General features: G+C 41.1%; 22 protein-coding genes and 1 pseudogene. 9 read left to right on the top strand and 14 right to left on the bottom strand.

What is annotated here, in order from left to right; translation table 11 throughout:
- Positions 1-64: 64 nt before the first annotated feature.
- The 6 genes from KSMBR1_RS09115 to ppcA all read right to left on the bottom strand — a co-directional run bounded on the left by KSMBR1_RS09115 (position 65) and on the right by ppcA (position 10,101).
- Complete coding sequence (locus KSMBR1_RS09115) at positions 65-2,605, bottom strand: sialidase family protein (RefSeq protein WP_099325044.1); 2,541 nt, start codon at positions 2,603-2,605, stop codon at positions 65-67.
- Between the two features lie 199 nt (positions 2,606-2,804).
- Entirely contained in the window at positions 2,805-5,096 is a 2,292-nt protein-coding gene (locus tag KSMBR1_RS09110) for a glutamine amidotransferase (protein ID WP_172953481.1), read from the bottom strand.
- 254 nt (positions 5,097-5,350) lie between these two features.
- Positions 5,351-5,911, bottom strand: a complete 561-nt coding sequence (locus KSMBR1_RS09105; protein WP_099325042.1) for a phospholipase D-like domain-containing protein — start codon at positions 5,909-5,911, stop codon at positions 5,351-5,353.
- Positions 5,912-6,054: 143 nt separating this feature from the next.
- Complete coding sequence (gene mtaB / locus KSMBR1_RS09100) at positions 6,055-7,473, bottom strand: tRNA (N(6)-L-threonylcarbamoyladenosine(37)-C(2))-methylthiotransferase MtaB (RefSeq protein ID WP_099325041.1); 1,419 nt, start codon at positions 7,471-7,473, stop codon at positions 6,055-6,057.
- Between the two features lie 287 nt (positions 7,474-7,760).
- Complete coding sequence (locus tag KSMBR1_RS09095) at positions 7,761-8,423, bottom strand: DUF2959 family protein (RefSeq protein WP_157820501.1); 663 nt, start codon at positions 8,421-8,423, stop codon at positions 7,761-7,763.
- A gap of 205 nt (positions 8,424-8,628) precedes the next feature.
- Complete coding sequence (gene ppcA, locus KSMBR1_RS09090; RefSeq protein ID WP_099325039.1) at positions 8,629-10,101, bottom strand: phosphoenolpyruvate carboxylase; 1,473 nt, start codon at positions 10,099-10,101, stop codon at positions 8,629-8,631.
- Between the two features lie 667 nt (positions 10,102-10,768).
- Between ppcA and KSMBR1_RS23370 the strand changes: the two genes are divergently transcribed.
- Together KSMBR1_RS23370 and KSMBR1_RS21565 are read left to right on the top strand one after the other, a co-directional pair.
- Positions 10,769-11,023, top strand: a complete 255-nt coding sequence (locus KSMBR1_RS23370; protein WP_099325037.1) for a CRISPR-associated endonuclease Cas3'' — start codon at positions 10,769-10,771, stop codon at positions 11,021-11,023.
- Complete coding sequence (locus KSMBR1_RS21565; protein ID WP_164994255.1) at positions 10,914-11,345, top strand: hypothetical protein; 432 nt, start codon at positions 10,914-10,916, stop codon at positions 11,343-11,345. The genes KSMBR1_RS23370 and KSMBR1_RS21565 overlap by 110 nt, the downstream gene beginning before the upstream one ends.
- Positions 11,346-11,677: 332 nt before the next feature.
- Here KSMBR1_RS21565 and KSMBR1_RS09070 read toward each other — a convergent pair whose 3' ends face one another.
- From KSMBR1_RS09070 to KSMBR1_RS09055, 4 genes are all read right to left on the bottom strand, one after another.
- A complete protein-coding gene (locus KSMBR1_RS09070; RefSeq protein ID WP_099325035.1) occupies positions 11,678-12,823 on the bottom strand; it encodes a pyridoxal-phosphate-dependent aminotransferase family protein in 1,146 nt (381 codons plus the stop codon).
- 289 nt (positions 12,824-13,112) lie between these two features.
- Complete coding sequence (locus KSMBR1_RS09065) at positions 13,113-14,072, bottom strand: tetratricopeptide repeat protein (RefSeq protein ID WP_099325034.1); 960 nt, start codon at positions 14,070-14,072, stop codon at positions 13,113-13,115.
- 822 nt (positions 14,073-14,894) lie between these two features.
- The gene (locus KSMBR1_RS09060; protein ID WP_099325033.1) at positions 14,895-15,788 is read right to left on the bottom strand and encodes a complex I NDUFA9 subunit family protein; all 894 of its coding nucleotides are present in this window, start codon (positions 15,786-15,788) and stop codon (positions 14,895-14,897) included.
- Positions 15,789-15,793: 5 nt separating this feature from the next.
- Complete coding sequence (locus tag KSMBR1_RS09055) at positions 15,794-18,337, bottom strand: helicase C-terminal domain-containing protein (RefSeq protein WP_099325032.1); 2,544 nt, start codon at positions 18,335-18,337, stop codon at positions 15,794-15,796.
- A gap of 432 nt (positions 18,338-18,769) precedes the next feature.
- Between KSMBR1_RS09055 and KSMBR1_RS09050 the strand changes: the two genes are divergently transcribed.
- A complete protein-coding gene (locus tag KSMBR1_RS09050; RefSeq protein ID WP_099325031.1) occupies positions 18,770-20,377 on the top strand; it encodes an AMP-binding protein in 1,608 nt (535 codons plus the stop codon).
- On the opposite strand, the gene KSMBR1_RS20950 is transcribed toward KSMBR1_RS09050, so the two are convergent.
- A complete protein-coding gene (locus tag KSMBR1_RS20950) occupies positions 20,346-20,555 on the bottom strand; it encodes a hypothetical protein (protein WP_157820499.1) in 210 nt (69 codons plus the stop codon). The two genes, KSMBR1_RS09050 and KSMBR1_RS20950, sit on opposite strands and share 32 nt — an antisense overlap.
- A 117-nt stretch (positions 20,556-20,672) precedes the next feature.
- Here KSMBR1_RS20950 and KSMBR1_RS09045 point away from each other — a divergent pair, with 117 nt between their 5' ends.
- From KSMBR1_RS09045 to KSMBR1_RS20945, 6 genes and pseudogenes are all read left to right on the top strand, one after another.
- Positions 20,673-21,002 (top strand): alpha amylase C-terminal domain-containing protein, encoded by a 330-nt coding sequence (locus tag KSMBR1_RS09045; protein ID WP_099325030.1) that lies wholly within the window; start codon positions 20,673-20,675, stop codon positions 21,000-21,002.
- Between the two features lie 22 nt (positions 21,003-21,024).
- Positions 21,025-21,651 carry an HAD family hydrolase gene (locus KSMBR1_RS09040; protein ID WP_099325029.1) on the top strand — a complete coding sequence of 209 codons (627 nt, stop codon included), beginning with the start codon at positions 21,025-21,027 and terminating at the stop codon, positions 21,649-21,651.
- A gap of 36 nt (positions 21,652-21,687) precedes the next feature.
- Positions 21,688-21,906, top strand: a complete 219-nt coding sequence (locus KSMBR1_RS23365) for a hypothetical protein (protein ID WP_419469847.1) — start codon at positions 21,688-21,690, stop codon at positions 21,904-21,906.
- A 209-nt stretch (positions 21,907-22,115) separates the two neighbouring features.
- The gene (locus tag KSMBR1_RS09035) at positions 22,116-22,820 is read left to right on the top strand and encodes a PRC-barrel domain-containing protein (RefSeq protein WP_099325028.1); all 705 of its coding nucleotides are present in this window, start codon (positions 22,116-22,118) and stop codon (positions 22,818-22,820) included.
- Between the two features lie 79 nt (positions 22,821-22,899).
- Positions 22,900-23,334, top strand: a pseudogene (locus KSMBR1_RS09030) (phosphoketolase family protein); the annotation flags it as partial.
- A 67-nt stretch (positions 23,335-23,401) separates the two neighbouring features.
- Positions 23,402-23,536 carry a phosphoketolase family protein gene (locus KSMBR1_RS20945; RefSeq protein ID WP_157820498.1) on the top strand — a complete coding sequence of 45 codons (135 nt, stop codon included), beginning with the start codon at positions 23,402-23,404 and terminating at the stop codon, positions 23,534-23,536.
- Positions 23,537-23,707: 171 nt separating this feature from the next.
- Here KSMBR1_RS20945 and KSMBR1_RS09020 read toward each other — a convergent pair whose 3' ends face one another.
- From KSMBR1_RS09020 to KSMBR1_RS09010, 3 genes are read right to left on the bottom strand one after another with little or no spacing between them, the layout of a single operon-like run.
- A complete protein-coding gene (locus tag KSMBR1_RS09020; protein WP_099325025.1) occupies positions 23,708-24,529 on the bottom strand; it encodes an MlaD family protein in 822 nt (273 codons plus the stop codon).
- Positions 24,530-24,551: 22 nt separating this feature from the next.
- A complete protein-coding gene (locus tag KSMBR1_RS09015) occupies positions 24,552-25,295 on the bottom strand; it encodes an ABC transporter ATP-binding protein (RefSeq protein WP_099325024.1) in 744 nt (247 codons plus the stop codon).
- On the bottom strand, positions 25,295-26,071 hold the full coding sequence (locus KSMBR1_RS09010; RefSeq protein ID WP_099325023.1) for an MlaE family ABC transporter permease: 777 nt from the start codon (positions 26,069-26,071) through the stop codon (positions 25,295-25,297). The genes KSMBR1_RS09015 and KSMBR1_RS09010 overlap by 1 nt, the downstream gene beginning before the upstream one ends.
- Positions 26,072-26,097: the final 26 nt, after the last annotated feature.

Raw genomic sequence — 26,097 nt, 5'->3', positions numbered from 1 at the left:
CAGCCCTTCGGAGTGAGAGATAAAGCCAGAGTGAAAGCCTCACTTTCACTTTTGACTTGAGTGGTTAATCTTCCTCTATTGTTACGGATATTTTTTTCTTCAGATTGTTCGACTTAAACATAACTTTTGCTTTGCCACTTTTGTTGGCGGTTATCGCAAAAACAGCTTCTCCGTTTGCATCAGTAGTTTCTTTCCTGGATGACAGGTTTAATAACCGCTTGCCCTTTGTCACCTTTGCTTTAATACTGGCGCCTTCGACAAGGCAGTTGTCATTTCCTGTGATTTTTACATATACGTCCTTGACTTCTCCAACAAATAATGAAGTTTTATCAGATGAAACCTGCATGGAATCAGCCTGGCACTCTTCTTTTGGAGTTGTTGTAGGCGTAAGTGTGGGTGTTGTTCTTGGAGTAGGGCTGGCAGGTATATCTGGGGTAAGGGTTGGCGTTTGTGTTGGAGTTGGAGTTGTATCGTTACTGCTGTAAGAAAACAATCCGATTGCCGTACCTGCCAGAATATCGTCAAATATCAATACGTTAACATCTTCATGTGAATCGCTGCAGGACGAGCCAAAAATAGTCCATGTAACGCCGCCGTCTGTGGTTTCATAAATACAATTACCCACTGCAGCATATGCATTGTTAGCATCGGAAGGGTTGACCGTAACAGAGGTGAAATCAGTGGATGTTGCGGAAGAAGGGGTTACCGTTTGCCATGTCCATGCAGAACTGCCCGAAGGTTTTTCTCCCTTGTAAACGCCCCCTTTTGTTGCAATATAAACTGTTACATCCCCGGAGATCGTAGTTCCGTCTATGGACGTTACAACTTCATTATCAATATTTGTTCCGGTAGATGGCTCCCAGAAACTATTGGTTAAGCATACGGAAAGCCTCCAGCGAAGTCCTGTTTCCGCACTGTTTTCCCCGCCAACTCCAGCCCAGACTTCACTGTCAGTTACCCAAAGTGTATTTACCGGAAAATCAATAGTTGCGCCAGTGCTGTTTATGGTATCGGCCGTCCAGGTAATGCCGTCATCGTCACTATAAAATATTCCCCCGTTTGCTCCGGTTTCCCAGTTTGTGCCTGCAATGTATATCCTGTTGCAGACGGAAGGCACAAAACCAATTGCGGTAATATTTGAATGCTCCGGGCGTGTAGAACCAAACTCGCCGGTATGATCTTCTGCCTGGAATACCTTTGCCCATGCCGGTGAAGTGGATGTGCCTGTTGTTGTCACATAAACCCTTCCCGCATTATTACCTACGAATACTATTGAGGGGTCATTTGGATTTATGGTTACTTCCGTTACCGGAGGCCCGTCAGTCTCAGGAAACATAGGAAAAATCCAGTCTGAAGAACTTGCTGTTGATAAGGAATCTGTGGGGTCGAAATTGACTGCCCTGCCAACGCCGCTTTTTGAGGCAATCCATAGTTCTTTATGGGTGGAAGAGTATTCATAGAAATCTATATCATTTAAGACAACCCCTTCTATGCCATTGTTATTTCCAACTTCCGAGACGGCGGTCCATGTGCCTGAATTATAATTAAGCTCTCCAATAGCCCAGTCAGTTGCCATGTAAATGTTGGTTGTATCATTGGGATTAATATCTAATGCCCCGTCATTAACATGGGTATCAACGGTATATGAACCAACCGTTGAGGAAAGGATCGGCGCATGAGACCATGAACCTGATGCACCGTCCAATACAGAAGCGCTGATAAAGACACGGTTGTTATTAAATCTAATATATTGAGGGAATCCTCCCGGAAAATTATCAGCGCCGGAACTTTCAAAATCCCATGAAGAAGTCCAGGGGGAGTCCCCGGTTGTTGTCTTATAAACCTGAGGGTTTGCTGAGCCGCCTGCGATGAAAATAGTGTTAACGTCTGTAGGGTCTACGCCGATTATTTCAACCGCAACGGAACCTGAACCGGATGCAGGACTTGATGGCAGTGTAAGTGCAGTTGCAATTAAAGGCGAACCGTCCAATTTATATGGCGTTACAATGCTGCCTCCGGTTCTTACCATAACAAACATAGTATCCGCATCATAGACAGAAAGAGAGGTGATTTCTGAACCGGAGCCAAAAGAATACAGCAAGGTAAACGGATTGCCGGTTCCACCGGTATTTCTGTAAACATCCCCCTGATAAGTGCCGGCGTATAAGCCTGAACTATGGGCAGTTAATACCCCTGGAGCAGGAATAACGGTTGCAATATTAACCCAGCTTCCGTAACTGCCACCGCTGTCGCTTGCATATATTTGTGAGGCGCCGGTACTGTCGCTGATGATCGCATAAATATCATTTTCATAGCCGGATACAAGGTTTGCTTCAATCTCTGAACACTTGCCGGTGATATCGGGATAAGTGACCGCTTCCCATGAAAAAGAAGTACTCGTATTCCATTTGTATACCCCTTTGATGCTATCAATACCAATAAGAATTTCCGTTGTGCCTGAATTATCATATGATGTAATATCCTGTACCTGAGCGCCATATATGCCCAGATTTACTTTTTCCACGCCGGCAGCAAAGGCAAAAGGGGTACATATAATTAAGGTAAATAAAAAAGAACCTCCGAACATAGACATACATTTTTTCATATTTTTTCCCTTTCTTATTTTTATGAATACTCGTATTTATTCAGCGGAATTTATTAAATTACCGGAATGCAGAGCGTAGGAACGAGGATCGTAAAAACAGGGATCATGCTATTTTCCATCCTGCAATGGCAAGGCACGCCCCTTGCCACTACACATCATACCCCTTATTGGTCCTGGATTTACTGCAAATGCATGGAGTTCAGCTTAGGCCGCTGCGTTTTCTTATCCACCAATCAAAGGACACGATTGATATAATAATCACAAAAACGTACCCCTTGTCCCAGAGGGAGATTTGCTTTTTTCCGACAAGTTTCGTAATGGGCGGATTTTCTATGGAAATTTTTCCCCTGATATCCTTTTGGGGCAAATTGAAATATTTGCCCCCGGAAACCTCCGCCAATTTCATAAGCAATTCCCTTTCGATCGAAGTGTCCTTAAATTCTTTATCCGCTTTCATAATATTAAACACGGTATGTTCCTGCCCGATCTCCCCGCTCTCATTTTTTGCAATTGTTTTGATAATATAAAACCCTTCCTCTTCGTATTTAAAATTAAAGGTATATTGTCCGTCGCGCCCGGTTATTCCTTTGTTAATGAAAATGCTTTTACCGGTAAATTCGTTTGTGACGTCTATCTCCAAATGCACCCCTTCCCATGGCTGGTAGCTTTTTTCCAAAACCTTTATATTTACCTGTACTTCTTCCTGCGGAAGGAACGTGTCCTTGTTTATTGTTATATGAATTGGGTTAAACAGGGGGTCTTTAATAAGCCATTTGATGGTATTTTGCCAGAATTTCATATAATATCTGTTGCTGCCCCCTCTCCCCACTGATAGAAAATTCCATCGCCAAAGGGAATCGGCGGTAATAGCCATGCATCTTCCCTCCCCGACATCGCGAACAGCAATGAGTGGAGGCTCTCCCTGTGATGGATATGTGGCCAATACTACAGCGTCAGCCTTTGGTTGTGTCGTAATATTACAGCCATCAAGTTCCGGGAGATTTTCCCATATGGAGAGGTTTCTGTCGTTATTTATATCAAGGGTTGTCACTGGGTGTCGTTGTCCGTTTTCTGTAAGAGCTGCGCGTAATCCGGCTGTTTCCGTAAGGTCTTTGCCGGACGTAAGGTAAACCGGCAGAATTTCTTCTATAGAGGTGCCGTCATACCCTCCCTGTGTAAAAGACAAGTCCCCCCCCATCATGAGAAAGCCGCCGCCATGGTCCTTTACGAATGTTTCAATGTTGCTTAAATAGTAAGAAAACCGGTATATCGGGGAATCGTAAGGGCGGTAGTCAAAGTTTTGAAATATCACCAGGTCAAAACTGTTAAGTACCTCTGTGAAGAGTTCGTCCACGGGGAAGGGAATAAGGCTGAGTTCATCATTGCTTGCGTTGGAAATATCATTCGGCGTCCGCAGGATGAAAAAAGAAACAAGGTCAATGTTCGGGTCGTTCTTCAGCGCTTGTCTCAAAAAACGTTCGTCCCATGAGGGCCTTCCGCAAACATGCATTACCCTGATCTTGTCCCGCACTATCTTAACAAGAAAGCTTACCTGATTATTTTCAGTAATTGCTTCCTTCGGCTGAACGGGAATCGATACGGTATAAAGAAAGGTTCCTGTTTTGTATGGAGTAAATGAGAGGGTGACGTTGTATTCACCTTCTTCATTGGCAGTGATAACCTTTGTAGAAATAATGTCGCTCCCTTCTTTAAGCGTAACGGGTAGTTTCAGGTTGTTGTATCCCATCACCTTTATCGTGGCGTCTACCTTCCATGGGTTTCGCGCAAAAGTAAATGTGTTGTAGGAAATGCTGCTTAAAGCAACATCTCTTGCCTCCATATTCTCTGCGGGTGCAAAGGTAAAAAAGGGGGAAGAAAATTCTCTTGCAATGCCTGCTATAACCTCCGAGGCATTTACATTCGCCGGGCGTTCCACCGTGTCTTTCCCGTCTGAAAAAAGGAAAAAAGCCTTCACATTATCGTCTTTGTAACGTTGTTGTAAATATTTCAGAGTTTGCGCAAAATCCGTATCTTCTCCATCTGGAGTAATACCCGTCCTGATATCTTTATAGGAGGTTTCCGTTGGGATATCGGAAAAAGTGAAGAAATTTACGTCAAAAGAACTTTGCAGTTCCTTGAAAAAAGCATCATTCTCCGTAAAAAAATTATCAAGCAACTGTGCCCGGGTAACCGCAATATCTCCGCATTTAAGAGACATGCTTTTCGAAGCATCGAGAAGGCAAACCACCTTATTTTTCAGCTTCAATACCTCTTTTTGCTCCAGGTGTGGTTGAAAAAGGAGAAGGACTATCAGCAGGGTTCCTGCCAGCCGTAAAGAAAATAAGAGTATGCGCCGGGAAACAGGCCGGATATTTTTGATGCTCGACCATGAAAAAAAGAGAATCGCTATTGCAATTATAAACACCATCGCACGGAGGCCAAAACCTTCAAGCCCGGTAAAAATTAGGTTCCATTGGGTAACATTTTCCATGCGTGTCATTATACTATCAATTCGCTTTTATTGTAAAATGTTTTCGATGAAAAAGAGATTTGCCGTCGATAATAATGAAACATAGTGGGGAGGGCTTTGTGCTTATCAGTAATATCTTTGCATTTTTGTCAAAATATTTAATGGTGAAATAAGATACTCGTGAAATTCGAAATACGAAGTAGGAAACAAATTCTAATGACAAAATGATTTGAAATTCTAAACAAGCGCCATTTATGATCAATAAGCAGTCTCGGTTAATCCCTTGGGATCTTATTGAGTTTCGCAAGAAAAGACTCCGCTACGCTCCTGGACTTGATCAGGACGGAGGCCTCGTGGTTTTTATTCAAGGCGCTGTACGTCCAGTTTGTACTACCAAGAATGGTGACGTAATTATCGATAACCAGTATTTTGCTATGAGTGATATTTTTAACACTGTCGTAAAAAACAGGAACACCCTTTTCTTTGAGAAACTCGTATGCCTTCGGACTCTTTTTTTCCACCGTTTTGCCCTTGGCTCCTTTTTCCCAGAAGGCAATGTTTTTTTCAAATATTACCGTTACGGCTACGCCTCGTTTATGAGCGTCGACAAGCCCATCCAGCAGTTGATATTCCTTGCTTTTCGGGTATTTCGGGTTGATGTTTGCAGAGTACATAACGCAAAAAATGGAGTTTTTGGCGTCTTTCATCGCCCTGTGTACGTGAAAATAGTACTCCTGGTCCACCAGAGGAACAACATCATCTGCTGGCAACGCAAATAAAAGGGAGGGGCAAAAAGTACAGGTGAAAAATATAATTACAATGAATAAATATCTCATACAGGAGTCCTTTTTACAATCCACAGTCGGCAATCTACAGTCTACAATTTCCACCCACTGCACCCCCGCCAGCGGGGGACAAAGGATTGCCGGCTGCTTATTGCTGATTGCCGACTGTAGACCGCCGACTGCTTATTGAGTAGTTAATTATTAAGTTTGCCAAAAACATCCGACCGCTCAATCCTTTCTATCTGTACCGGCACAATGGAATTTTTCAGTGTATCAGGGCCATCGAAGAGCACCTTTATATATCTCTCCGTATATCCACATAATTTATTCGTCTTCGCATCTCTTTCCCATTCAACAAGTACTTCGCCAATATGATTAAGAAATTGTTTTTTGTACGCATATGACAGCGTGTCGGCATGCGCCTTCAGCAGGTCTTTCCTTTGTGTGATACTCGGTGAAGCACAGTGGTTTTGCATACTTGCGGCAGGCGTCCCTTTTCTTATGCTAAACGGGAATATATGCATGCGGCTGTAGCCTGCCTTCGTGCAAAAATCAACAGTATTTTGAAAGTGCCTCTCCGTTTCCCCCGGGAAACCGACCATGACATCCGTAGTAATGGCGGGTAATTTGATGTTTGAGCGAATAGTGTCCAGAATTTCCTGATAGTAAGCAGCAGTGTATTTCCGGTTCATTCTTTTGAGAATCAGGTCATCGCCGCTTTGTAATGGAATGTGAAGGTGGGGGCATATGGTTTTTCTCTCTGCAATGAGGTGCATGAGTTCCGGAGTTATTTCGTTTACTTCAATAGAACTTAATCGGATCCTTCCCAAACCGGAAAATTCGCTCAACCTTTCAAGAATTTTTACAAGTGAAATGCCGTCAGACATTTCTTTGCCATAGGCGCCAAGGTGAATTCCCGTGAGTACGATTTCTTTGTAGCCATTATGGATAAGGCGTTTTGCCTCGTCATGAATATCCTGCCATTTCCTGCTCTTGATTGCGCCGCGAACATAAGGAATGATGCAATATGAGCAGTACATGTCACAACCGTCTTCTATTTTCAAAAATGCCCTGGTATGCCCATGAAAACGGCTGATATTCAGGCGGTAAATCGAATCTTTTTGGAACGTATTGTTTTGTAAAAGGTATGGCGGTAATGAAGTGATTTGCGGGATACAAGGATCATCGTTTCCGACGATGATTTCTGCCAGGGATGATTCATCTGCCTTTGTAATGACATGGCTAACGCCGTCGATTTTCTTTATTGCCGCGGCGTCTGATTCCGCATAACAGCCGGTGACGACAATGGAGGACTTCGGGCTTTTCTTCTTCAGGCGTTTTATATAATTACGGGATTTCTCATCGCTTGCAGAAGTTACCGTACATGTATTGATTACATAAACATCTGCCGCCATTTCAGGGGATATTTCCATAAATCCCTTTGCGATAAGGGATTCCCGAAGCGCCTGTGTTTCATACTGATTTACCTTGCAGCCGAAGGTTATAAAAGCGCACGTCTTTGAATGGTTTGCAATCATGTAACATTGGTTTCCCGCTATAAATGCAGCGCGAAAAGTCTCTCTCTTTCTTGCATTAATGTAACTATTCAGCATAAACGATACACGGCTCGTTCCCAAACAGATACTTCACTATGTTCAGTACAAGGTTTGGGAACGAGTTGCGCTCTGATCTCCGGTAGTTTAATAAATTACGCTGAATAGTTACATATATTCATTATCTTTAACTGTCAAAATACATTTTTTTGTAACACTTTGGTTTTTTGAAAAATTCCAATAATCATAGTGGGGGGCGAAGCATTTGCTACAAATTGTCTTAATTCGTTCATACCCAAACGGGCAAATGCTTCGCCCCCTGCTTTTTCAAAAACTAAAGCGTCACGTTATTTCACTATTGAATTGATGAATGAGTCGGCAATTCCAATGGAAATTTCTATCTCTTTAATCAGGGATAGGACTTCATCTTCAAACAGGGCAAGCTCATCCTGCAAAGAAACAATCGACTGTGTATTAAGATTATGTTTCAAATACAGCACCTGGTCACGGAAATTGATGAGTACCGGGTCCATTTTTCTCTCAATATATTTCATGGAATTTATAAGATGCTCATATTGGCCTCTTTTCTGCGCTAATTTTTCCTGGCTATCTTGCCTGAGCGAATTACTTACATAATGCTCTAACTCCATTTCCCACTCATTGAAAAAAGCTTCTGCTACTTTTTCTATCGATTTAATATGTGAACTTAGCAACAATGATTTATCACGGCATCTCTCATATTCTTTATTCAACGTATTATATTTTTGCTCATACGTGCTGCCTTCAGCATCAGCAAACGACCTGGATCCAACCAGTGCAGATTTGAATTGTTCCTCTGTCTCTTCAAGAATATTTCTTGTATCTTTTACCCGATTTGTAAATATATCCCTTTTGTGGTAACCAACCCTTTCCATTGTTTTATAATATGTAGTCTGACAGCCGGAAAAATTCAGTAAAACAAAAAACAGAAAAGTTAAGGAATATATACAGCCTACGTTCAAACGGTTCATATTTTCTCTCCTTCCGTCAAGCGCCGTATTTGGCATTTTACTCAAATTGCTTTACAGGCGGTGAATAGGTAAATTAATATACAGGCCGTGCGGATTTAGCCTGTGGAATAGATCGGTTGTCCGTATTAAACCTGTGCGATGTTGTGTAGCATATTCCCCGGTAAATATTTCTTTTGCCAAAAGGCATTCGTAACATCGACTAATATTATCCAAGGAATCCCCTCACCTTTCCAGCGGAAATAATGTTTTCAGAAACGGTTTCCTCTTTTTTTGAAAGCAGGGCATTGATGATTTGGGTGGTATATTCGCTATGCAGGAGATTTTCTACATAGTTTGTCACGCCCAATGCTTTTTCAATATCCTTTGCAATTTTTGGAGATATTAGTTTTTTAACGTCTTCATTGTAGTAGGACGCAGCTATCGAAATATCTTCAAAGAAACCGGGATACGCTGTTTTAAGAAATGAGAGGTCTTTCCCGGTGAGGGCGTGCAGCCCTAACAATTCAGGCGGTAATCCAATCGAATACAAGGCGGCGCAAAAAGATATTACCCTTGGCAGGGTAATCCCCTCCACGTTTCTTGAATACCCAAAGAGCCCGATATGCAGCTTGCGCATCCTTCTCCTGGGAACAAACCGCGCTATATCACCGATCAAAGGTGCAAGCTCCTTGATTTGCTCCCGGTAAGCGGACGATAATCTTTTCGTAATATCCAATGCGGTTTCTTCGTCAATTACCACCGGCGGCTTTCTTTCCTGATTATTGATTGTTTCAACAGCCTTTCTGACTACTTCCTCATCGTAGTCATACTTAAAGGCAGATTGTATGGTAAACGTCTGAACGCTCGGGTATTCATTGAGGCATTCTTTCACGTTAAACGGCGTCATGTTTCCCCGAAAAAGGTTGGAGCCTACGCCAAGAATGGGATATATCGGAATTTTAAGCTTTTCCTGCAACAGGTTTAATCTTTGCAAGGCGATTTTTACCACCAGTACGGCAGGCAGAAAACCGTAGTTCAGCGCGGGATCAGAACGTCCGAGGAAAACTCGCTGATAGGGAAAGTTTTTATCTTTCAAATAATCCTGTACTATGGCATCGGCAGAAAGCATATATTGGACATCTTCAACCAGGGGAATAACCTCTATAGTCTCCGGCATAAACTCGCCAATCCATTCCCTGATGGTAATATCTCCGCTGAAACATTTCTTATACTGTTTGCCCACCACAAAATCATGATAATAATGATATACGCGGTTTATGATATCAGCGTTGGTCGTCATGGGAATAATAACTTCAAAAATAGGCGGCACCGCGCCATCTCCGTAAAATATCCTGGCGGTATCGTAGGAACGCGGGGCGCTTTCCAGGGTTTCAAGAAGTATTTTTGCCTCACTCATCTCATACGCCGGATTCGGCGCGCGCAAGGTAATAAACAGATCCTTGCCAATCCTCTTGTTTTTGAAAAAATTTTCATACCGCGTGAGCAACTTCTTGATGACAAATTCATCCACTTCCTTCCCTTCGCAATCCCACATCTGTTCATCACATCGCAAATGAGAAAACACATAATATGCCTCTTTTATTTCATCTTCGCCATGAAAAGGGGCTCCCTCCGTAAAAAACGGCATTATTACATTGTCGGGATGCTGCGTACTCATTGTTCTCGGTATTTTTCTCATTTTTGTGGCCTTTCAGGACAAATTTAGGTATCCGGTAACTTTCTAACCCGAACGAATCAAAAAAATGGTAACACTTTAGTTTTTTGAAACCGTAGGGGCGAAGCATTTGCTTGTTTGTGTATGAATGCATTTATGATAATTTACAACAAATGCTTCGCCCCTATACTATGCGGCAAACATCGCTGTTGTTGGAATTTTTCAAAAAACTAAAGTGTTGCCAATTTGTGAACCCGTAATGTATAAAATACCCCAGGTTCCCTCTAAAAAGAGGGGATATAAGGGGTGTGTTTTAATACGAATGCAAAGATGTACAGCCGTGCGTCTTTACTCTAAAATAATGTTTCGGGGTTATTAAGGGCAGCCGTTCTGTGATTTTTGACCAAGGAATCATATCATTTTCCCTCTGCAATGGCAATGCCTTCTCTTAAATTCCCAACATGGAAAAGCCGGAACCAGGCTGGTACAAAAGATGAAAGATGCGTTTGTTTAGCATATCATAATATTTTGTCATTAGAATTTGTTTCGGACTCCACAATGCTCTTTAGCGGAAATCTGGTTTTTTGAAACTTGAAATTGTCCTTTTTAGTGCGACGAACTTCGTCGCACTACATGAATTTGGCGCCGGGGATTTGGCTTATTGGGTAGGTTTGTGTATTGAAGGAATATAATGCCTGAGTATTTTGCACCTTCAGAAAATAGTAATAAAGAGAAACACAGCTTATCAAAACATCTGCATCAAACGGCAATGTTTGCGGAATACTTTGCATGTCACAAAAACTACAAACAAATTTTCAAGATAGCAGCGTTGTTGCATGACCTTGGCAAGTATCAACAGGCATTTCAGGACTATCTCACAAACGGCGGGAAACGCGGCAGTGTGCCTCATGTTTCATGGGGTGCCGGGTTATGCACTACTTTGTAGAATCATTGAGGCATCAATTGCAATTGACGGGCATCATAAGGGCTTGCCGGACAAGTCAGCGTGGAAGAGTGATACCGAGCCTTTCAATCGAGGAGAAGTCTCTGGATTTGAAAAGATTAAACGGGATTTTATTCGTTATCCTTGCCAAATAGTCCTTCCTTACATAAACATCATAGACCAGACCTCTGTGGCAGAGCTGCTTTATGATCTGGGAACACTGGCGCGGATTGCCCATCTCCCGTTGCAATACAAAGAGGCGTTGATTTTGGCGAAAGACAGGAATATTCCGATTCCTGAAGCGGAGCAGAAAATATTGGACTGAACACGTGCGGAAGTAGTGGCATATCTGCTCGGGCTTTGGGGTATAGCCGGCGCAATTGTTGAGGCGCTTGCGTTGATAAATGATATGTATCCGGTTCATTACTGCTGGAAACAGGTGCGGTAATGGAGATGAATTTCGATTATATAACTGAAATGGGCGCGTTCCCGATTTAAAGTAAAGTAGGGGCGAAGCATTTGCTGCAAATTGTTATAACTGCATTCATATACAACCGTAGAGACAGGTTTTAAACCTGTCTCTACAACTCCTTTGGCATTTATTATTCCTTTTTATGTGTATGTAGCCGGCGGTACACATTATATAGTTATTATTATTTATCTCCCCTTTACCAATAATGACTGTACTCTGGTTATTCCTTTCCCTAACTCAACCGGATAGCCGGCTTCATGGAGGCCTTTCTCAAGTGCAGAAATCGCCAGAATAATATCAAAATCGTTAACATAGCCCATGTGGCCTATGCGTATCATCTTTCCCTTTAAGGAGTCCTGCCCTCCGGTAAAAGTAACGCCTGTTTCATCCCTTAATTTTTTAATAATTTTATCAACATCGACGCCTTCCGGCGCCTTTATGGCAGTCAAAACATTGCTTGAACTATTCCCGGCAAAGAGTTCCAATCCTAATGCCTTCACACCTTCCCTGGTGGCATTTGCGAGACGTTCATGCCTTGCCCACACATTCTCAATGCCTTCTTTTTTAATCATCTCCATTGCAGTCTTCATTGCCATAACGAGTGATACTGCAGGGGTAAATGGCGTTGTTTTGTTTTTAAGATTTTTGCGCATCTTCCTAAAATCCCAGTAATATCTGGGTAAATCCCCTTTTTCAACAGCCTCCCATGCCCCGCTGTTTACGCAAACAAATGCCAGCCCAGGCGGCAACATGCACCCCTTCTGCGAACCGGTTACCGCTACATCAACATTCCATTCGTCCATAAGAAATTTATGAACACCGATGCCGGTAATAGCGTCCACTACTATCAGTGCACTGTATTTTTTCACAATCTGTGAAATGGCCTTTATATCGTGCAGCGCACCTGTCGATGTTTCGCTTTGTGTTGCAAAAACTACCTTTATTTCACTGTTTTTCTTAAGAATTTCTTCCACCCTGGAAGGTTCTACCCCTTTTCCATACTCCACACTAACGACCTCTGTTTCAATGCCGAAACACTTGCATAGCTCCACCCAACGTTCTCCGAATTTGCCAGAGGTAATTACCAGTGCTTTATCACCTTTCGACAGGACGTTGGCAACGCACGCCTCCATTGCGCCGGTGCCGGAGGACATTAACGTATAAACCTCTCCTGTTTTTGTTTGAAACAGATACTTTAAATCCTCGCTCAATTCGTAAAATATTTGGGAAAATTGTGGTGTTCTGTGGTGTATCATTGGTTGCGCTTCAGCGAGCGAAACCTCAGGCGGTACCATTGTAGGTCCTGGGGTAAACAGATAGTTTTTCTTCATAAAAAAATTCCTTTCTCAGGATATCTTGTTGTCCGATAAATAAGGTCTTCGAAAGATGAATAATAAGAATTTGTACATTTATTGCAATGGACGCAAGGGCAAAGCCTGATTGTCTATGCTATTGATAAGCCCGGGCAATCTCACTGGAAAACAGGGTTTATCCGCTCCACCCTAAGCACAAAAAAGGATGTTATATGAAAATAATACTTGTTGCAATGTTACAAATAAATTCATACCCGAACGGTCAATGCTTCGTCACTACATCTATTAGGAACGATACCTTCTTTAATTATTTCTTTTGTTGCAGCTTTAATTGTTTATTGTACAAAGAAAAATAATTTTTTGCTTTTTCTTCCATCCCTTTTGCCGCATAAACATTGCCTAAATTATTATATGCTTCGATATTGTCCGGATTTGCCATAAGTGAAATTTCAAAGGCATTAATTGCCTCGTCATATTGTTTTTTCTTTAGATAATTTAACCCTAAATTGTATTGTGCCTTTGCATTACCGGAGTTGCATTCAACGGTTTTGTTATAATATGCGAGCGCTTCATCAATCTGCCCCATGTTTTCATACAGAAAGGCAATATTAAATAATGTTTCTTCATGATAAGGATTAATTCCCAAAGCCTTATTATATTCCACCAATGCTTCCTTATTTGATCCTTTCATTGTATAGACCAGTCCCAGATTAGAATAGGTTATCGCCAGATTGGGGTCCAGTTCAATGCGTTTTTTAAGCACCTTAACTGCTTCGTCATATTTGCCGCTTTTCGCGTATGAAATACCCAACAAAGAATATGCAACCTTATAATCAGGATTCATTTCAATCGTTTTCTTAAGATATTCAATGGCAGGTTCATATTCTTCCATATCAAAATATACGGTACCAATTTTAAAATATGCTTGTGGTTGATTGGGGTTTATTTTCAGGACTTTTTGAAATAGCTCTATTGCCTCACTATCCATTCTTTTATCTGCATACACTTCGCCAAGACTAATACAGGTATCAATATTATCCGGGTCTGTCGCGAGTGATTTCCTGAATAATTCAATTGCTTCATTATGTAGTCCGTATTTTGCATATTCTACACCTTGTAAATATTGTTCGTGGGCCATGTTACTCCGGTAAGGCATTTGGTCTTTTACGGAGGATGCATAAACTAAAGAATATTGAAAAGCACCGGCTAAAAGTATTGCCGGCAAATAATACGTTGCGGTTGATTTGAAAAAACGAAGAAAATTCACACAAACACCCCTTCTCTTTTAAAAGAGTAAAACTCCAGATAAATTTAAGACGGAATTTATTATATTTGTAATTAGCTATTTATTCAACGTTATCTTTTTATGTGATTCTTCATTCAGGTGGGTTAAAATGAACGGTGTCGGTGAAATCCAATGATTGGTAACATTTTAGCTTTTTGAAAAATTCACGGGATAGAAAAAAGACTCTGGAGATGCAGGGTATCGCGCTTGTAGTGATGCAATACCTGCTACTTATAAGAGATCATTTGCTTTAAATAGGCAAAATTGAAATATTTAAACCAATATAAAAACACTCCATCTCAAACCTCCATGCGATGTTGAAACAACCATGACAGGGTTAATTATCACTCTTTGGAATTTTAACGTTAAAATCTATATTTTAAACCTCTTTTTACCCGTCTAAGGTTCTGTCCCCATCTTTTTAAAAACAATTATTCTTATGGTATTTATTATATAATTATCTATTTAAAATAAACCGTAATCTTATTATGTTGATTGTTAAAATATGTGTTATTTTTCAATAAACATTTATAAAATAAAGACTTATATCCTTTTTTTTATTGTAAAATACCTGTGTTTTACCTACATATAAAAATTATATATTAAACTTAAAAATAAAAAGATATCGTTTGGGTGTAAATTATCTACATATTAATAAACAATAAATTTACACCATAAATTAGAGTTTTTGATAACACTTTATTTTTTTTAAATCTCATTTTAATTAGTGCCTTTTTTTAAATCTGTGCAATATGTAGTTCCCCTTTCGCATTTCTTGTTTGGTTATGGCTTGGCTATGCCAGTTCAGAAAAGGTATCTTGAAATACCTTCCTTAAAATATATAGGGTTTATTTTAAAATGGTCTAAAAAGGGTTTTTCATCGCAGGTATTTCCTTCCAGCAACATTGTTATTTGATCTTTTGTTACGGGAAAGGCAGGTATCCAATCAAACATTTCAGCCAAAGTGTTCATAATCCAGACTGGAATATGAATTTTATAGGGAGGTAAACAAAGTACCTTTCCGATAATATTAATAATGTCATTAAATTCAATTTTTTCTGGTCCTCCTACTTCATACGATTTTCCAAACGTGTCTCTTCTTTCTATCGAGTCAACAAACGCGGCAACGACATTTTCAACGGCTACCGGTTGCAGTTTATATTTACCATCTCCGATTACGGGGATAAACTGCTGAATTTTTAGCATACCTGCAAATGTGTTAACGAACTTATCTTCCTTACCAAATATGATAGATGGACGGAAAATAGTATAATTAAGCCCGCTTTTCCTTATACACTCTTCCGCCAGGAATTTTGTTTGTTGATACAGCGTCTTTCCTTCCTGCTTTGCCCCTAAAGCGCTCATTTGTATAAATCTGTCAACACCTTGTTTTTTCGCTTCTCTTATGAGGTTGTGCGTACCTTCATAGTGAAGTTTTTCAAAAGTAACCCCTTTTCCCGGTATTTCCCTGATAATACCAACAATATTAATTACTGCTTCACAATCAGCTATAGCGTTTTTAAGACAAGGCGGATCTGTAATATCTCCGTTTACAACTTCTATCTGGTTGATATATTGTCCCAATTTATGTTCAGAGCCTTTTCTTACCAGGCATTTTACTTTATATTTATTTTCAATGAGTTTGTTTAATAACTGTTTTCCGACAAAACCAGTGCTGCCCGTCAAAAAGATTTTCATAATATTTACCTCCTCTTAAAAAAATTCTCCAACTCTTTAAACACGTGTTCCGTGTTTTTCTTTATGCATTTTGCCTTCGGGAGTGATTTAATAAATACTTTACCATAACTTTTTGTAGCGATACGTCTATCAAATATAAATACCACGCCTCTGTCTTCCTTGCTTCTTATCAGTCTTCCAAATCCTTGTTTTAATTTTAACACAGCAACTGGCAGGGAATAATCATAAAATGAGTTGCCCCCTTTCATCTCAATAGCCTCTGTCCTTGCTTCAATAATTGGTTCATTTGGTACTTTAAAAGGCAGACGGGTAATAATAACACACTCCAGCGCATCCCCTTTTACATCAATGCCTTCCCAAAAACTATCGGTGGCGAATAATATTGATGTTTTGTCATTTTTAAATGTTTCCAGTAAGTTGTGTCTGTTGTCTTCTCCCTGCTTTAAACAGGTATAGCCTTGCCCGGTAAAATACGGTTTCAGCATATCAAATATATCATTAAGGAGCCGGTATGATGTAAATAATACAAGTGAACGTCCATCAGTGATGGCGATCAGTTTGCTTAAATTTTCTACTAAATCTTTTTTATAATATGAGTCATCAGGGTCAGAGATGTCTGTTGGTATACATATCATAGATTGAGATTTATAATCAAAGGGAGAGCTAAGAATCAGTTCCGTAATCCTTTTTTCCGGAAGTAAATGAAGTCCCGTATTTTTTTGGTAAAAAGTGAATGTGTTATCTATGGTTAATGTTGCAGAGGTTAATATAATTGTCCGGTAATTATCAAACAGGTATGCCTTTAAGGCATTTGAAATATCTATTGGTGCATTGCAGAATTTTATAAAGAAATTATCGTTGTAACTTCTTAATTCAATCCATCTGCATAGATTTTCTTCAGAACGTATAAAAGAAAAGAGATCATTTTTTGCAGTATTAAGACGAGTTTTACATGATGTTATGTCTATGAACAGAGACGACAATATATCCCGGGACTCTTTATCAAGTCTTTCAATGGCAGCAATTAACTTATTTAATAAAATTACGAAGTTATGTATTTCCGTGCAAAGATGCCGTATTTTTTTTTCAATACTATCTGACCACAACGGTGTAGAGAGCAGTTCGTCAGTTATTCTTAGTTTGAGTTCTGTTCCGTTTTCTAAAAATTTATTATTAATATAGCTGTTTACAGACTCAAAAATATCAGAAAAAGTATTGGTAACACATGCGTAAATTTCTATCCGCATGTCGAGTAATTGAGGATAAATTCCTTCTGTAATATCTACCGTAATATCCTTGTTACATTGAAAATCAACATCTTTAATTTTATTTTTAAGAAATGGCAAAAGCCCCTTTTTGTTATCCTTTTGATTAACAAGCTTACCCAAAGGTTTTAAAATCCGCATTCTGGAGAAAGACAAGCCTATATTAGATGTTGCGACCGACTCCAGATTATGCGCTTCATCTATTATAATCCTCTTAAATGGTGGCAGTATCGCAGTTGAATCATAACCTCTGGTTTCTTTCCTTAAGACCAAATCAGCCATCAAAAGATGGTGATTTATCACAAGGATATCTGCGCTTGACGCATTCCGCCTTGCAGAATAAAAAAAACATTTATTATAAAAATTACACTTTAACCGTGTACATTGGTCTGCTTCAGACTGAACCATTTCCCAGACATTATCATTAACAAGAAGGTTCAGGTCTGCTTTGCTTCCATCCCTTGTTTTTTCCGCCCATGACAGTATATGTATTAATTGTTTTTTTTCCCTTTCCTCAATAAGCATATCGCCTTCAAACTGCAAGTTCTGTGCTTTCCTTAAACAAATATAATTATTTCTTCCCTTAACAAGGACGCTTTTAAAGTTGGGAATATTTTCTATCTTTAGTGTAGGGATATCCTTGTACATCAACTGTTCCTGCAGGTTTATTGTATTTGTGGATATAACCACTCTTTCCTTATTTTTCACGGTCCAGAATATTGCAGGAAGGAGGTATGCCAGTGATTTTCCCGTTCCGGTGCCTGCTTCAATTGTTGCAACTGTGTCATTATTGAAGGCATCTGATACCGATGTAAGCATATCTACCTGCGATTCCCTGTATTCGTAGCCAGGGATAGTAACAGACAATATTCCGCCCGGGCGTAATAAATTCGACAACATCACACAATCCAGTTTTTCATAAGGATGTTCTTTCGCAATTTTCACCACAGGGTATAAGTATTCTACCTCATTATTGATAATGTAAAATCCTGCGCCGAGGGAACCCATTTCGGAAGCAACTTCAATATCCTCTTCAGAAGGGGTAAGGTTTCCGTTAGGGTGATTGTGGATAATAACCTCTCCATGCTTTACCTCACGAAGAATGGCAGGCACAGCATTTTTATTTCCCATAGCATACACTTCTATATCGGCTATCATATAATTCTCATCAGGCTTCCCGATTAAAAAGACCTCATTACCCCCTGCATTGGAAATAGCGTCTTTTATTGCGGACAGTGTGTTCTGTATAATAAAGTCTTTTGCAAACCATTTTGTGGTATTCATATGTTGAAAATATAAATCAAGTATTTAGAATAAACAACGAAAAACAGATACAATATATTTAATGTTTAGTACCTCATCGGTAATTTCTTTGCGCTTTTTGGCAAAATATTTATAACTATTCAGCGTAATCTATCTAGTTAGGCCTTCGGTGATTAGAATTTGTTTAGTATTTCGTGCTTTGTGCCTGTTTGGTTCTGGCTATATAAGCTTAGGAATCCCAGATTTGCAGGAAGAAGCGATTGCTTCGTTACAATTGTAAGACTATTGAGTATAAACTGATTAAATAATTGACTCCAATTATAGAAACATTAAAATATGAACAAAACTTTCCTCTCGTTCCCAGGTTCCGACCTGGAAACGAGAATGGAGTACGAAGTACTATTTTAAATCGTGCTTCGTAAATCCAAAATCGTAAATCTAAAAGGAATATTAATGATTTTAAAAAGTTTTATAACCACAGCAAAAAATAATTTTAATAAAACTGTTTTCTTTGATTCGTTTGGGATATCACTTACCTTCGGGCAGACCCTTACAGGCGGCATTCTTTTGTCAAAATATATTCGCGACATGGAAGGTGAAAATATTGCCGTTGTATTCCCCCCTTCAATCGGAGGCGCATTGGCAAATATAGCGACAGCCTTTGCCGGAAAGGTCCCTGTAGGATTGAATTTCGTTGCGAGCAAAGAAGAGCAGGATTACGTTTTAAAAATGTGCGACGTACGCTCTATACTGACCTCGAAGGTTTTTATTGAAAAAGCGGGCATACCTTTCGACAAAAGAATGATTTTTATCGAGGACATAAAAAACAACATTTCAAAGAAAAAAAAAATACTGACGTACCTTGCATGTAAATTCAGATCGAAAGATTCTCTTATTCAGGAATTTTCAGCTTGCGATCTACCGAAGAAAAATGCGGTTATACTTTTTACCTCCGGGTCAGAATCCCATCCGAAAGGCGTGCCACTGACAAACCAAAATGTCTATACAACCATACAAAACATTTCTACCATATTTGATCCTATTCCCGAAGATGTCTTTTTAGGTGCTATGCCTTTTTTTCATGTATTTGGCTTTGTCGTATGTTTATGGTTGCCATTATTAAAGGGACTTGGCGTGGTATTCCATCCAAACCCTACGGAATATGAAAAGCTGGGGAGGATCGTACATGATAAAAAGGTTACTATCGTGCTGGGTACGAGCACTCTGTATCGTGGTTTTGTGAAAAAATGGCACAAAGAACAGACCTCCACTATACGTCTGGCGTATGCCGGAGCGGAAAAATTAAACAGTGCAGTAAGGGAAAAATTTCAGGAAAAGTTTGGTATCCCTATATATGAAGCGTATGGCACTACGGAGAGCTGCGCCTGCATCAGCGCGAATAAGGCGTATGATTTCCGGCATGGAAGCGTGGGAAAACTCTTGCCAAATATTAATTGTAAAATTGTAGATGTTGAAACGTATTGTGAAGTACCCCAGGGAGAGGAAGGCTTAATTCTTGTGCAGGGTCCTAATTTCATGGAAGGGTATTATAACTCCCCGGAACTGACGGAATGTGCCTTTCACGAAGGATATTACATAACAGGCGACATCGGGAAATTTGACAACGGCTTTTTATACATTACCGATCGTCTGAAAAGATTCGCCAAGATTGGCGGAGAAATGGTGTCCCTTTCCTCCATTGAGGATAAATTATCCTGCATTTTGGATGAAATAACAGAGGGAGAAAAAAGAAACTGCGCCGTAGTAAACATCCCGCATGCACAAAAGGGCGAACAGATCGTGGCATTCGTTGTCCACCCAAACCCTGATAAACTTTCGTTGAACGCTGCACTTGATAAACATGGCATTATAAAGCTTTCACAGCCAGATCACTATCTCCACATAGATGCCATTCCCTTGCTTTCCACAGGAAAGGTTGATTACAAAACGTTAAAGCAATTGGCATTGCAGCAAGTAGTACCTTTAACGGTGAAATCCGAAGTACAAAACACGAAACCCGAAACAAATTCTAATGATAACCAGTCACGGCTCCCACAGTGATGATAGCCGCCGTGCCAGCAACTACTCTACCTTCTCCCGCCGCCAGCGCTCCACCACTAATTATTTCTATTCTTCCTAACTCTCCTAACCTGGTTCCTTTTCCTTTCTCTTTTATATTTATTGCCGTTTTTGTAGTCACTATTATATAATTACTGTTACGGCAAGAAATGTCCGGCAAAATATTGTCCAACTATAAGGGCGATATGGCCAGGTAAGGTGGATAGCTGGTTTTCCAAGAAACGCTCTACGTTAGGAAGTGCACGTGTTCTTACTTTGGCAGGTATCCCGATGATTTTTGAAGCGCTGGAGTTGCGGGAAGATCGCTGGTTCCAGGATAAAGACCATCGCTTTCCATCACTGGGACAAACAATATCCAACAGATAACGTTGTTGTTGTGGTAGTGAATATGGCGAATCAAAACCGCGAGTGTTATGTCATAGGTTTTCCGCGTGCCGGATTGTGGAAGACTCGATTTAACAGTGACGCATATAACTACGGCCCTAATTTTACAAATTATCCAACCCCTGATGTCGAGGCTCAGGAGGAAATAATCGAGGGGCTGCCTTGCTCCGGCAAAATCAGTATAGGGCCATACACGGTGGTAATTTTTTCGCAGGCTGAATAAGAATCAACCTGAGAGAGACTAAATGAAAAAGGGCAGTTCAATTACAACATTGTTCCTGGATATTGGCGGCGTTTTGCTCACTAACGGATGGGACCATCATGCTCGTAAACGGGCGGCGATAAATTTCAAGCTGGAGTTGGCCGAGATGAATGACCGACATCATCTAACTGTCGAAACCTACGAGGAGGGAAAGCTCACGCTGGAAGAATATCTAGATCGGGTGGTGTTTTACAAGGAGCGGCCGTTTACTCCGGCGCAGTTTCGGAAATTCATGTTCGCCCAGTCGAAGCCGTATCCCAAAATGATTGACTTGGTCCGCCGGCTTAAGGCACGATGTGGATTGAAGATTGTCGTTGTCAGCAACGAAGCACGGGAACTGAATGTGTACCGAATTCGAACGTTCAAGCTTGATGGGTTCGTGGATTTTTTTATTTCCTCCTGCTTCGTCCATGTCCGTAAGCCAGACACTGACATCTTTCGGCTTGCGCTGGATATTGCCCAGACGCCAGCCCGGCAGGTAGTCTATATCGAAAACACCCCCATGTTCGTCGAGGTTGCAGAAAGTTTGGGGATTCGAAGTGTTCTTCATACGGATTACAGTTCTACATGCGCGAAGCTGGCTTCGTTTGGATTGGAGGTTGCAGAATGACAAACCTGTTTATCCGCAAATCGGATTCACGCTGGCGTGCTGACGATCAATGGTGGCTCATCGAGCATCAAGTTTGCATTGTATCAGACAGGTGAATCGCTGGAACGAAGTTTTCATGGAAACATTGACCGTATCGGTTTACCAGGTACGAATTTAACCTTCAGCGACTCAGCAGGAAACCAGAAAGGTAGTCTCATTCCTGAATCCTATGATGCCAGGCCAGCATCAGGTTTCCTGATAGATTGGCTCCAATGAAAAAAGGAATTCGGACTATGCGGCGAAATAAATCTCTCGTCTCGATCCGTTTTCGGTGTGCCCGCCCACCATAGCGGAGCCGCCGCCACCGGTGCAATAGGAGTGTTGTCGCCAGTGCAGATCGCAGTGAAACCGATTTCTCAAATACGCTGTCAGCCGGGTGGCAACAGCGAATAAAACGAAACTTAAAGTACGAAAGGAATACGACTATGCTATACAAAGGTAAAACACTAAAAGGTTATACATTGCGCGGCCTTGACGGGGAAATAGGGAAAGTCGAAGAATTTTACTTTGATGATCAGTACTGGGTCATTCGCTATCTGGTGGCCGACACGGGAAACTGGCTTACGGGCAGAGAGGTGTTAATTTCTCCGTATGCGTTTGGCGCCGTGAATGAAAAAGAGCAATACATCACCATTGATTTAACCAAAAAGCAGATCGAGGGCAGCCCATCCTTGAACAGTGACAAGCCCGTCTCGCGACAATTCGAGGAAACCTACCGCGCATATTATGGATTTCCGCCGCATTTTGGCGGCCCACACATGCTGGACTCTTATCAAGATACGGAAGAGTGGGATCCCCATTTGCGCAGCACTCGCGAGGTGAGCAGCTATCGCATCCAGGCTTCAGACGACGAGATTGGCTATGTCAATGATTTTATTATCGATGACGAGATGTGGGTTATTCGTTATCTAATCATCGATACACAGAAATGGTGGTCTGGGAAAAAGGTGCTGATTTCACCGCAATGGATCGAGCGCATTAGTTGGGATAAGTCGAAAGTATTTGTCAATCTTTCTCGTGAGACCATCAAGCAGTCACCGGAATATACAGAGGAGTCTCTACTGACTCGAGAGTATGAGACAGTACTGCATCAATATTACAATCGCCAGGGATATTGGGTTGATGAATAGGCTGTCAACGAGCGTTCCCGTTGAAGCAAACGCGTAAGTAAACTTTAACTATAGACGAAGAAAGATATTGAGATGACCGTCAACAGCATGGCACTCCAACAAATTTCTCAATCCGATCAACGATGGAGTAGTACTACCGATCCTGCATCTTAACGGCTATAAAATAGCTAACCCAACCGTACTTGCCCGCATAGAGCCAGAGGAATTAGAGCAATTTTTGAGAGGCTGCGGATGGACACCTTACTTTGTGGAAGGTGATGAGCCGGAAGAGATGCACCAACTCATGGCCAGTACTTTGGAACAGGTCATCGAAAGTATTCGGCAAATCCAAGATAATGCACGGAAGAAGAACGACACTACTCGTCCACGATGGCCAATGATCGTCCTCAATTCACCCAAAGGCTGGACTGGCCCTAAAGTCGTCGATGGACTTCAAATTGAGGGCACCTTTCGATCCCACCAGATCCCACTGCTGGTGGATTCAGAGTACCCCGATCATTTAAAGTTCCTTGAGAAACGGCTACCCTGGCTGGTGCATCGGTTGACGTACCACCGTACCAACAATAAAAACATGCATGGACATGATTGTTTTAAATGATCTCGAAAGATTTCACCTTGTGCTGGATATGATTAATCGGCTGCCGCAGTTGGGCGCCAAGGGAGCATATCTGAAGCAGCATGAACATACCGAATGGTATCATCGGAAACGCAAGTAGGGTGTCGTTGTTGCCTGCCTGTGCTTGATCGCACGCAGATAAGTGTGTTTTAGATTTGTTTTGAATTTTATGTTTTATTATTCGGATTTGTTTCGTATTCTGTATTTTTATTTCCAGCATGAACATTTACGGCATTAGATGTACGATTTAAAAATCGTACATCAAAAATTGTTATTGAGTGGTATTTGTTTTCCCCTTTTCAATACTCTTCCGGATGACATTTCGCAGGATACGGCTTCTTTCTGCACCTCCCAAAAGACTTTTCATATTGTCGTACAATTCCGGGTCTGCAATTAATGCCCCAAGTGTGCCCTCGCCCTCCGCTACTTTTGCAATAATTTCATTAAACGAGTCAGAGGCGGTAATTAAATTATCCATGAGGAGCCTTCCACGTACGTCATAAATTAATGCATTTAAAAGCCCTGTACTCTCCCTGAATTGGGTAATGCTTTCATTCAACGACAGCGATACGCTGATTAAGGTTTCCGCGAATTTTCCTTCATCCAGTTTGTTAAAGAACCGAGCGATAGATTTTATAGCAATGGTTCCATTTTCAATGGCGGAGGTATAGTCCATTGGTTCAGCGCCCTTAATGGTATCTCCATCCTTTATAATATGTCCGGTACAGTCTTTCGAAGAGATTTCCACGTATGAATCACCTGTAACATAACTGAGCCATTTTATGGTGGCAACGGAATCTGTCAGGATATTTTTCTGGACGGCTTTATCTACTTGCATCACTACTTCAATCTCATTGCATGGCGACTCCTCCGGGAGTATGATGTTTCTAACCTGGCCTACCGTTACCCCCATAAAACGCACCGGAACGCCCTTTTGCAGTCCATAGACATGGAGGAACCGTGCCTTCAGTGTAACATGGGGTCTGAAATATCCTTTTTGTGAACCAAGAATAAACAGCGCTATGCTAAGACATATCAACGTAATAATAGTAAAAATTCCCGCCCGTAATTCTGCAACGTGTTCTTTACGCATACTTTCTCCTTTTGTAACACTTTTACAAACAGATATTGCCGCTGATAAAGTCCTTTACTTCATTTAATGGGCAGGATGTTATTTCCTGCCATGTTCCAACAAAAATGATTTTTCCCTCATGAAGCATTGCGATGCGGTCTGATATCGTTTTCACACAATGGAGATCATGGGTTACAACGATAGTGGTAATGCCAAGTTTTTTCTGTAATTCCATAATGAGATCATTAATGCGCTGCGCATTAATGGGGTCTAAACCTGTAGTGGGCTCATCATATAAAATAATATCCGGGTCAGTGGCGATAGCCCTTGCCAGGCCTACCCTCTTTTTCATGCCTCCGCTCAATTCATCCGGCATTTTTGCCTCAATGCCTTTAAGGCCTACCAGTTGTAATTTTTCTGAAACGCGTGACCTTATTTCTACTTCTGAAAGACTAAGGTGTTCCCGTAGCGGATAGGCAATATTTTCAAATACGGTTAATGAGTCAAACAATGCTGCACCCTGAAACAGCATTCCCACATGAACCCGTAATTTAATTAATGCATCTTCATTCATTTGTGCAACATTTTTACCCATAACAAAGATATCGCCCTTATCCGGCTTTATTAAGCCGATAAGTCCTTTCAAAAGAACACTTTTCCCCGTTCCGCTTGCGCCAAGGAGCGATATGATTTCCCCTTCCTGTACGGAAAGATTTATATCATTCAGAACCGGATGATTGTTAAATGATTTATAGACATGTTTAATTTCAATTATGGGTTTTTTCATCAGAAGATCATAAGAAACAATTTTGTGAGGAAGAAATCTGCAATTAGGATGGAAATCGAGATTGTTACCACAGAAATAGTGGTGGAACGCCCCACGCCGGTGGTACCCCCTGATGTTTTAAGCCCGAAATAACAGCCGATAACGGCAATAAGCAGTCCAAAAAAGACTGTTTTGCCAATGCCGCTAATGAAATCAGAAATGGTAATGGTGGTTAAAATAGAATTAATATAGAAAATATGGTCTATATCCAATTCAAAGGTTGCAATTATGAGTCCGCCAAAAATACCAATGAAATCCGCTGTGACCGTAAGGAGGGGCAGCGTAATCAATCCGGCGAATATTTTTGGAGATACCAGTTTTTTGATGGGGCTTGCTCCTAAAGCCCGCATGGCGTCAATTTGCTCTGTTACCTGCATCGAGCCGATTTCTGCCGCAATGCCTGAGCCGATACGTGCTCCCACCATAATAGAGGTGAGAACCGGACCTAGTTCCCTCACAATGGAAAGGGAAACAACGCTTCCCACATACATCTCTGCCCCATACATGCGCAATCCGTAAATTGTCTGGAGCGACATGACCATGCCGGTAAACAAGGCAATGATATTCACAAGCAGAAATGAACCGGCGCCGAAATTGTCAATTTCCTTCAGTAGCAGCTTCGGATTAAAAGGCGGCAAAAAAATGCCCCAAAACCCTTTGAAGGCCAGCAACGTTACCTGTCCCATTGAAAGGAGAAACTTTTTAACTGTATGGTCTATGGATATGAGAATGTTCATTTATAAAAGTATGAGAAGCGTAGGGT

It is taken from the genome of Candidatus Kuenenia stuttgartiensis (assembly GCF_900232105.1).
Classification (GTDB): domain Bacteria; phylum Planctomycetota; class Brocadiia; order Brocadiales; family Brocadiaceae; genus Kuenenia; species Kuenenia stuttgartiensis_A.
Note: the sequence above shows the minus strand (reverse complement) of the source record. Positions and strands in the feature narration are given on the sequence as shown.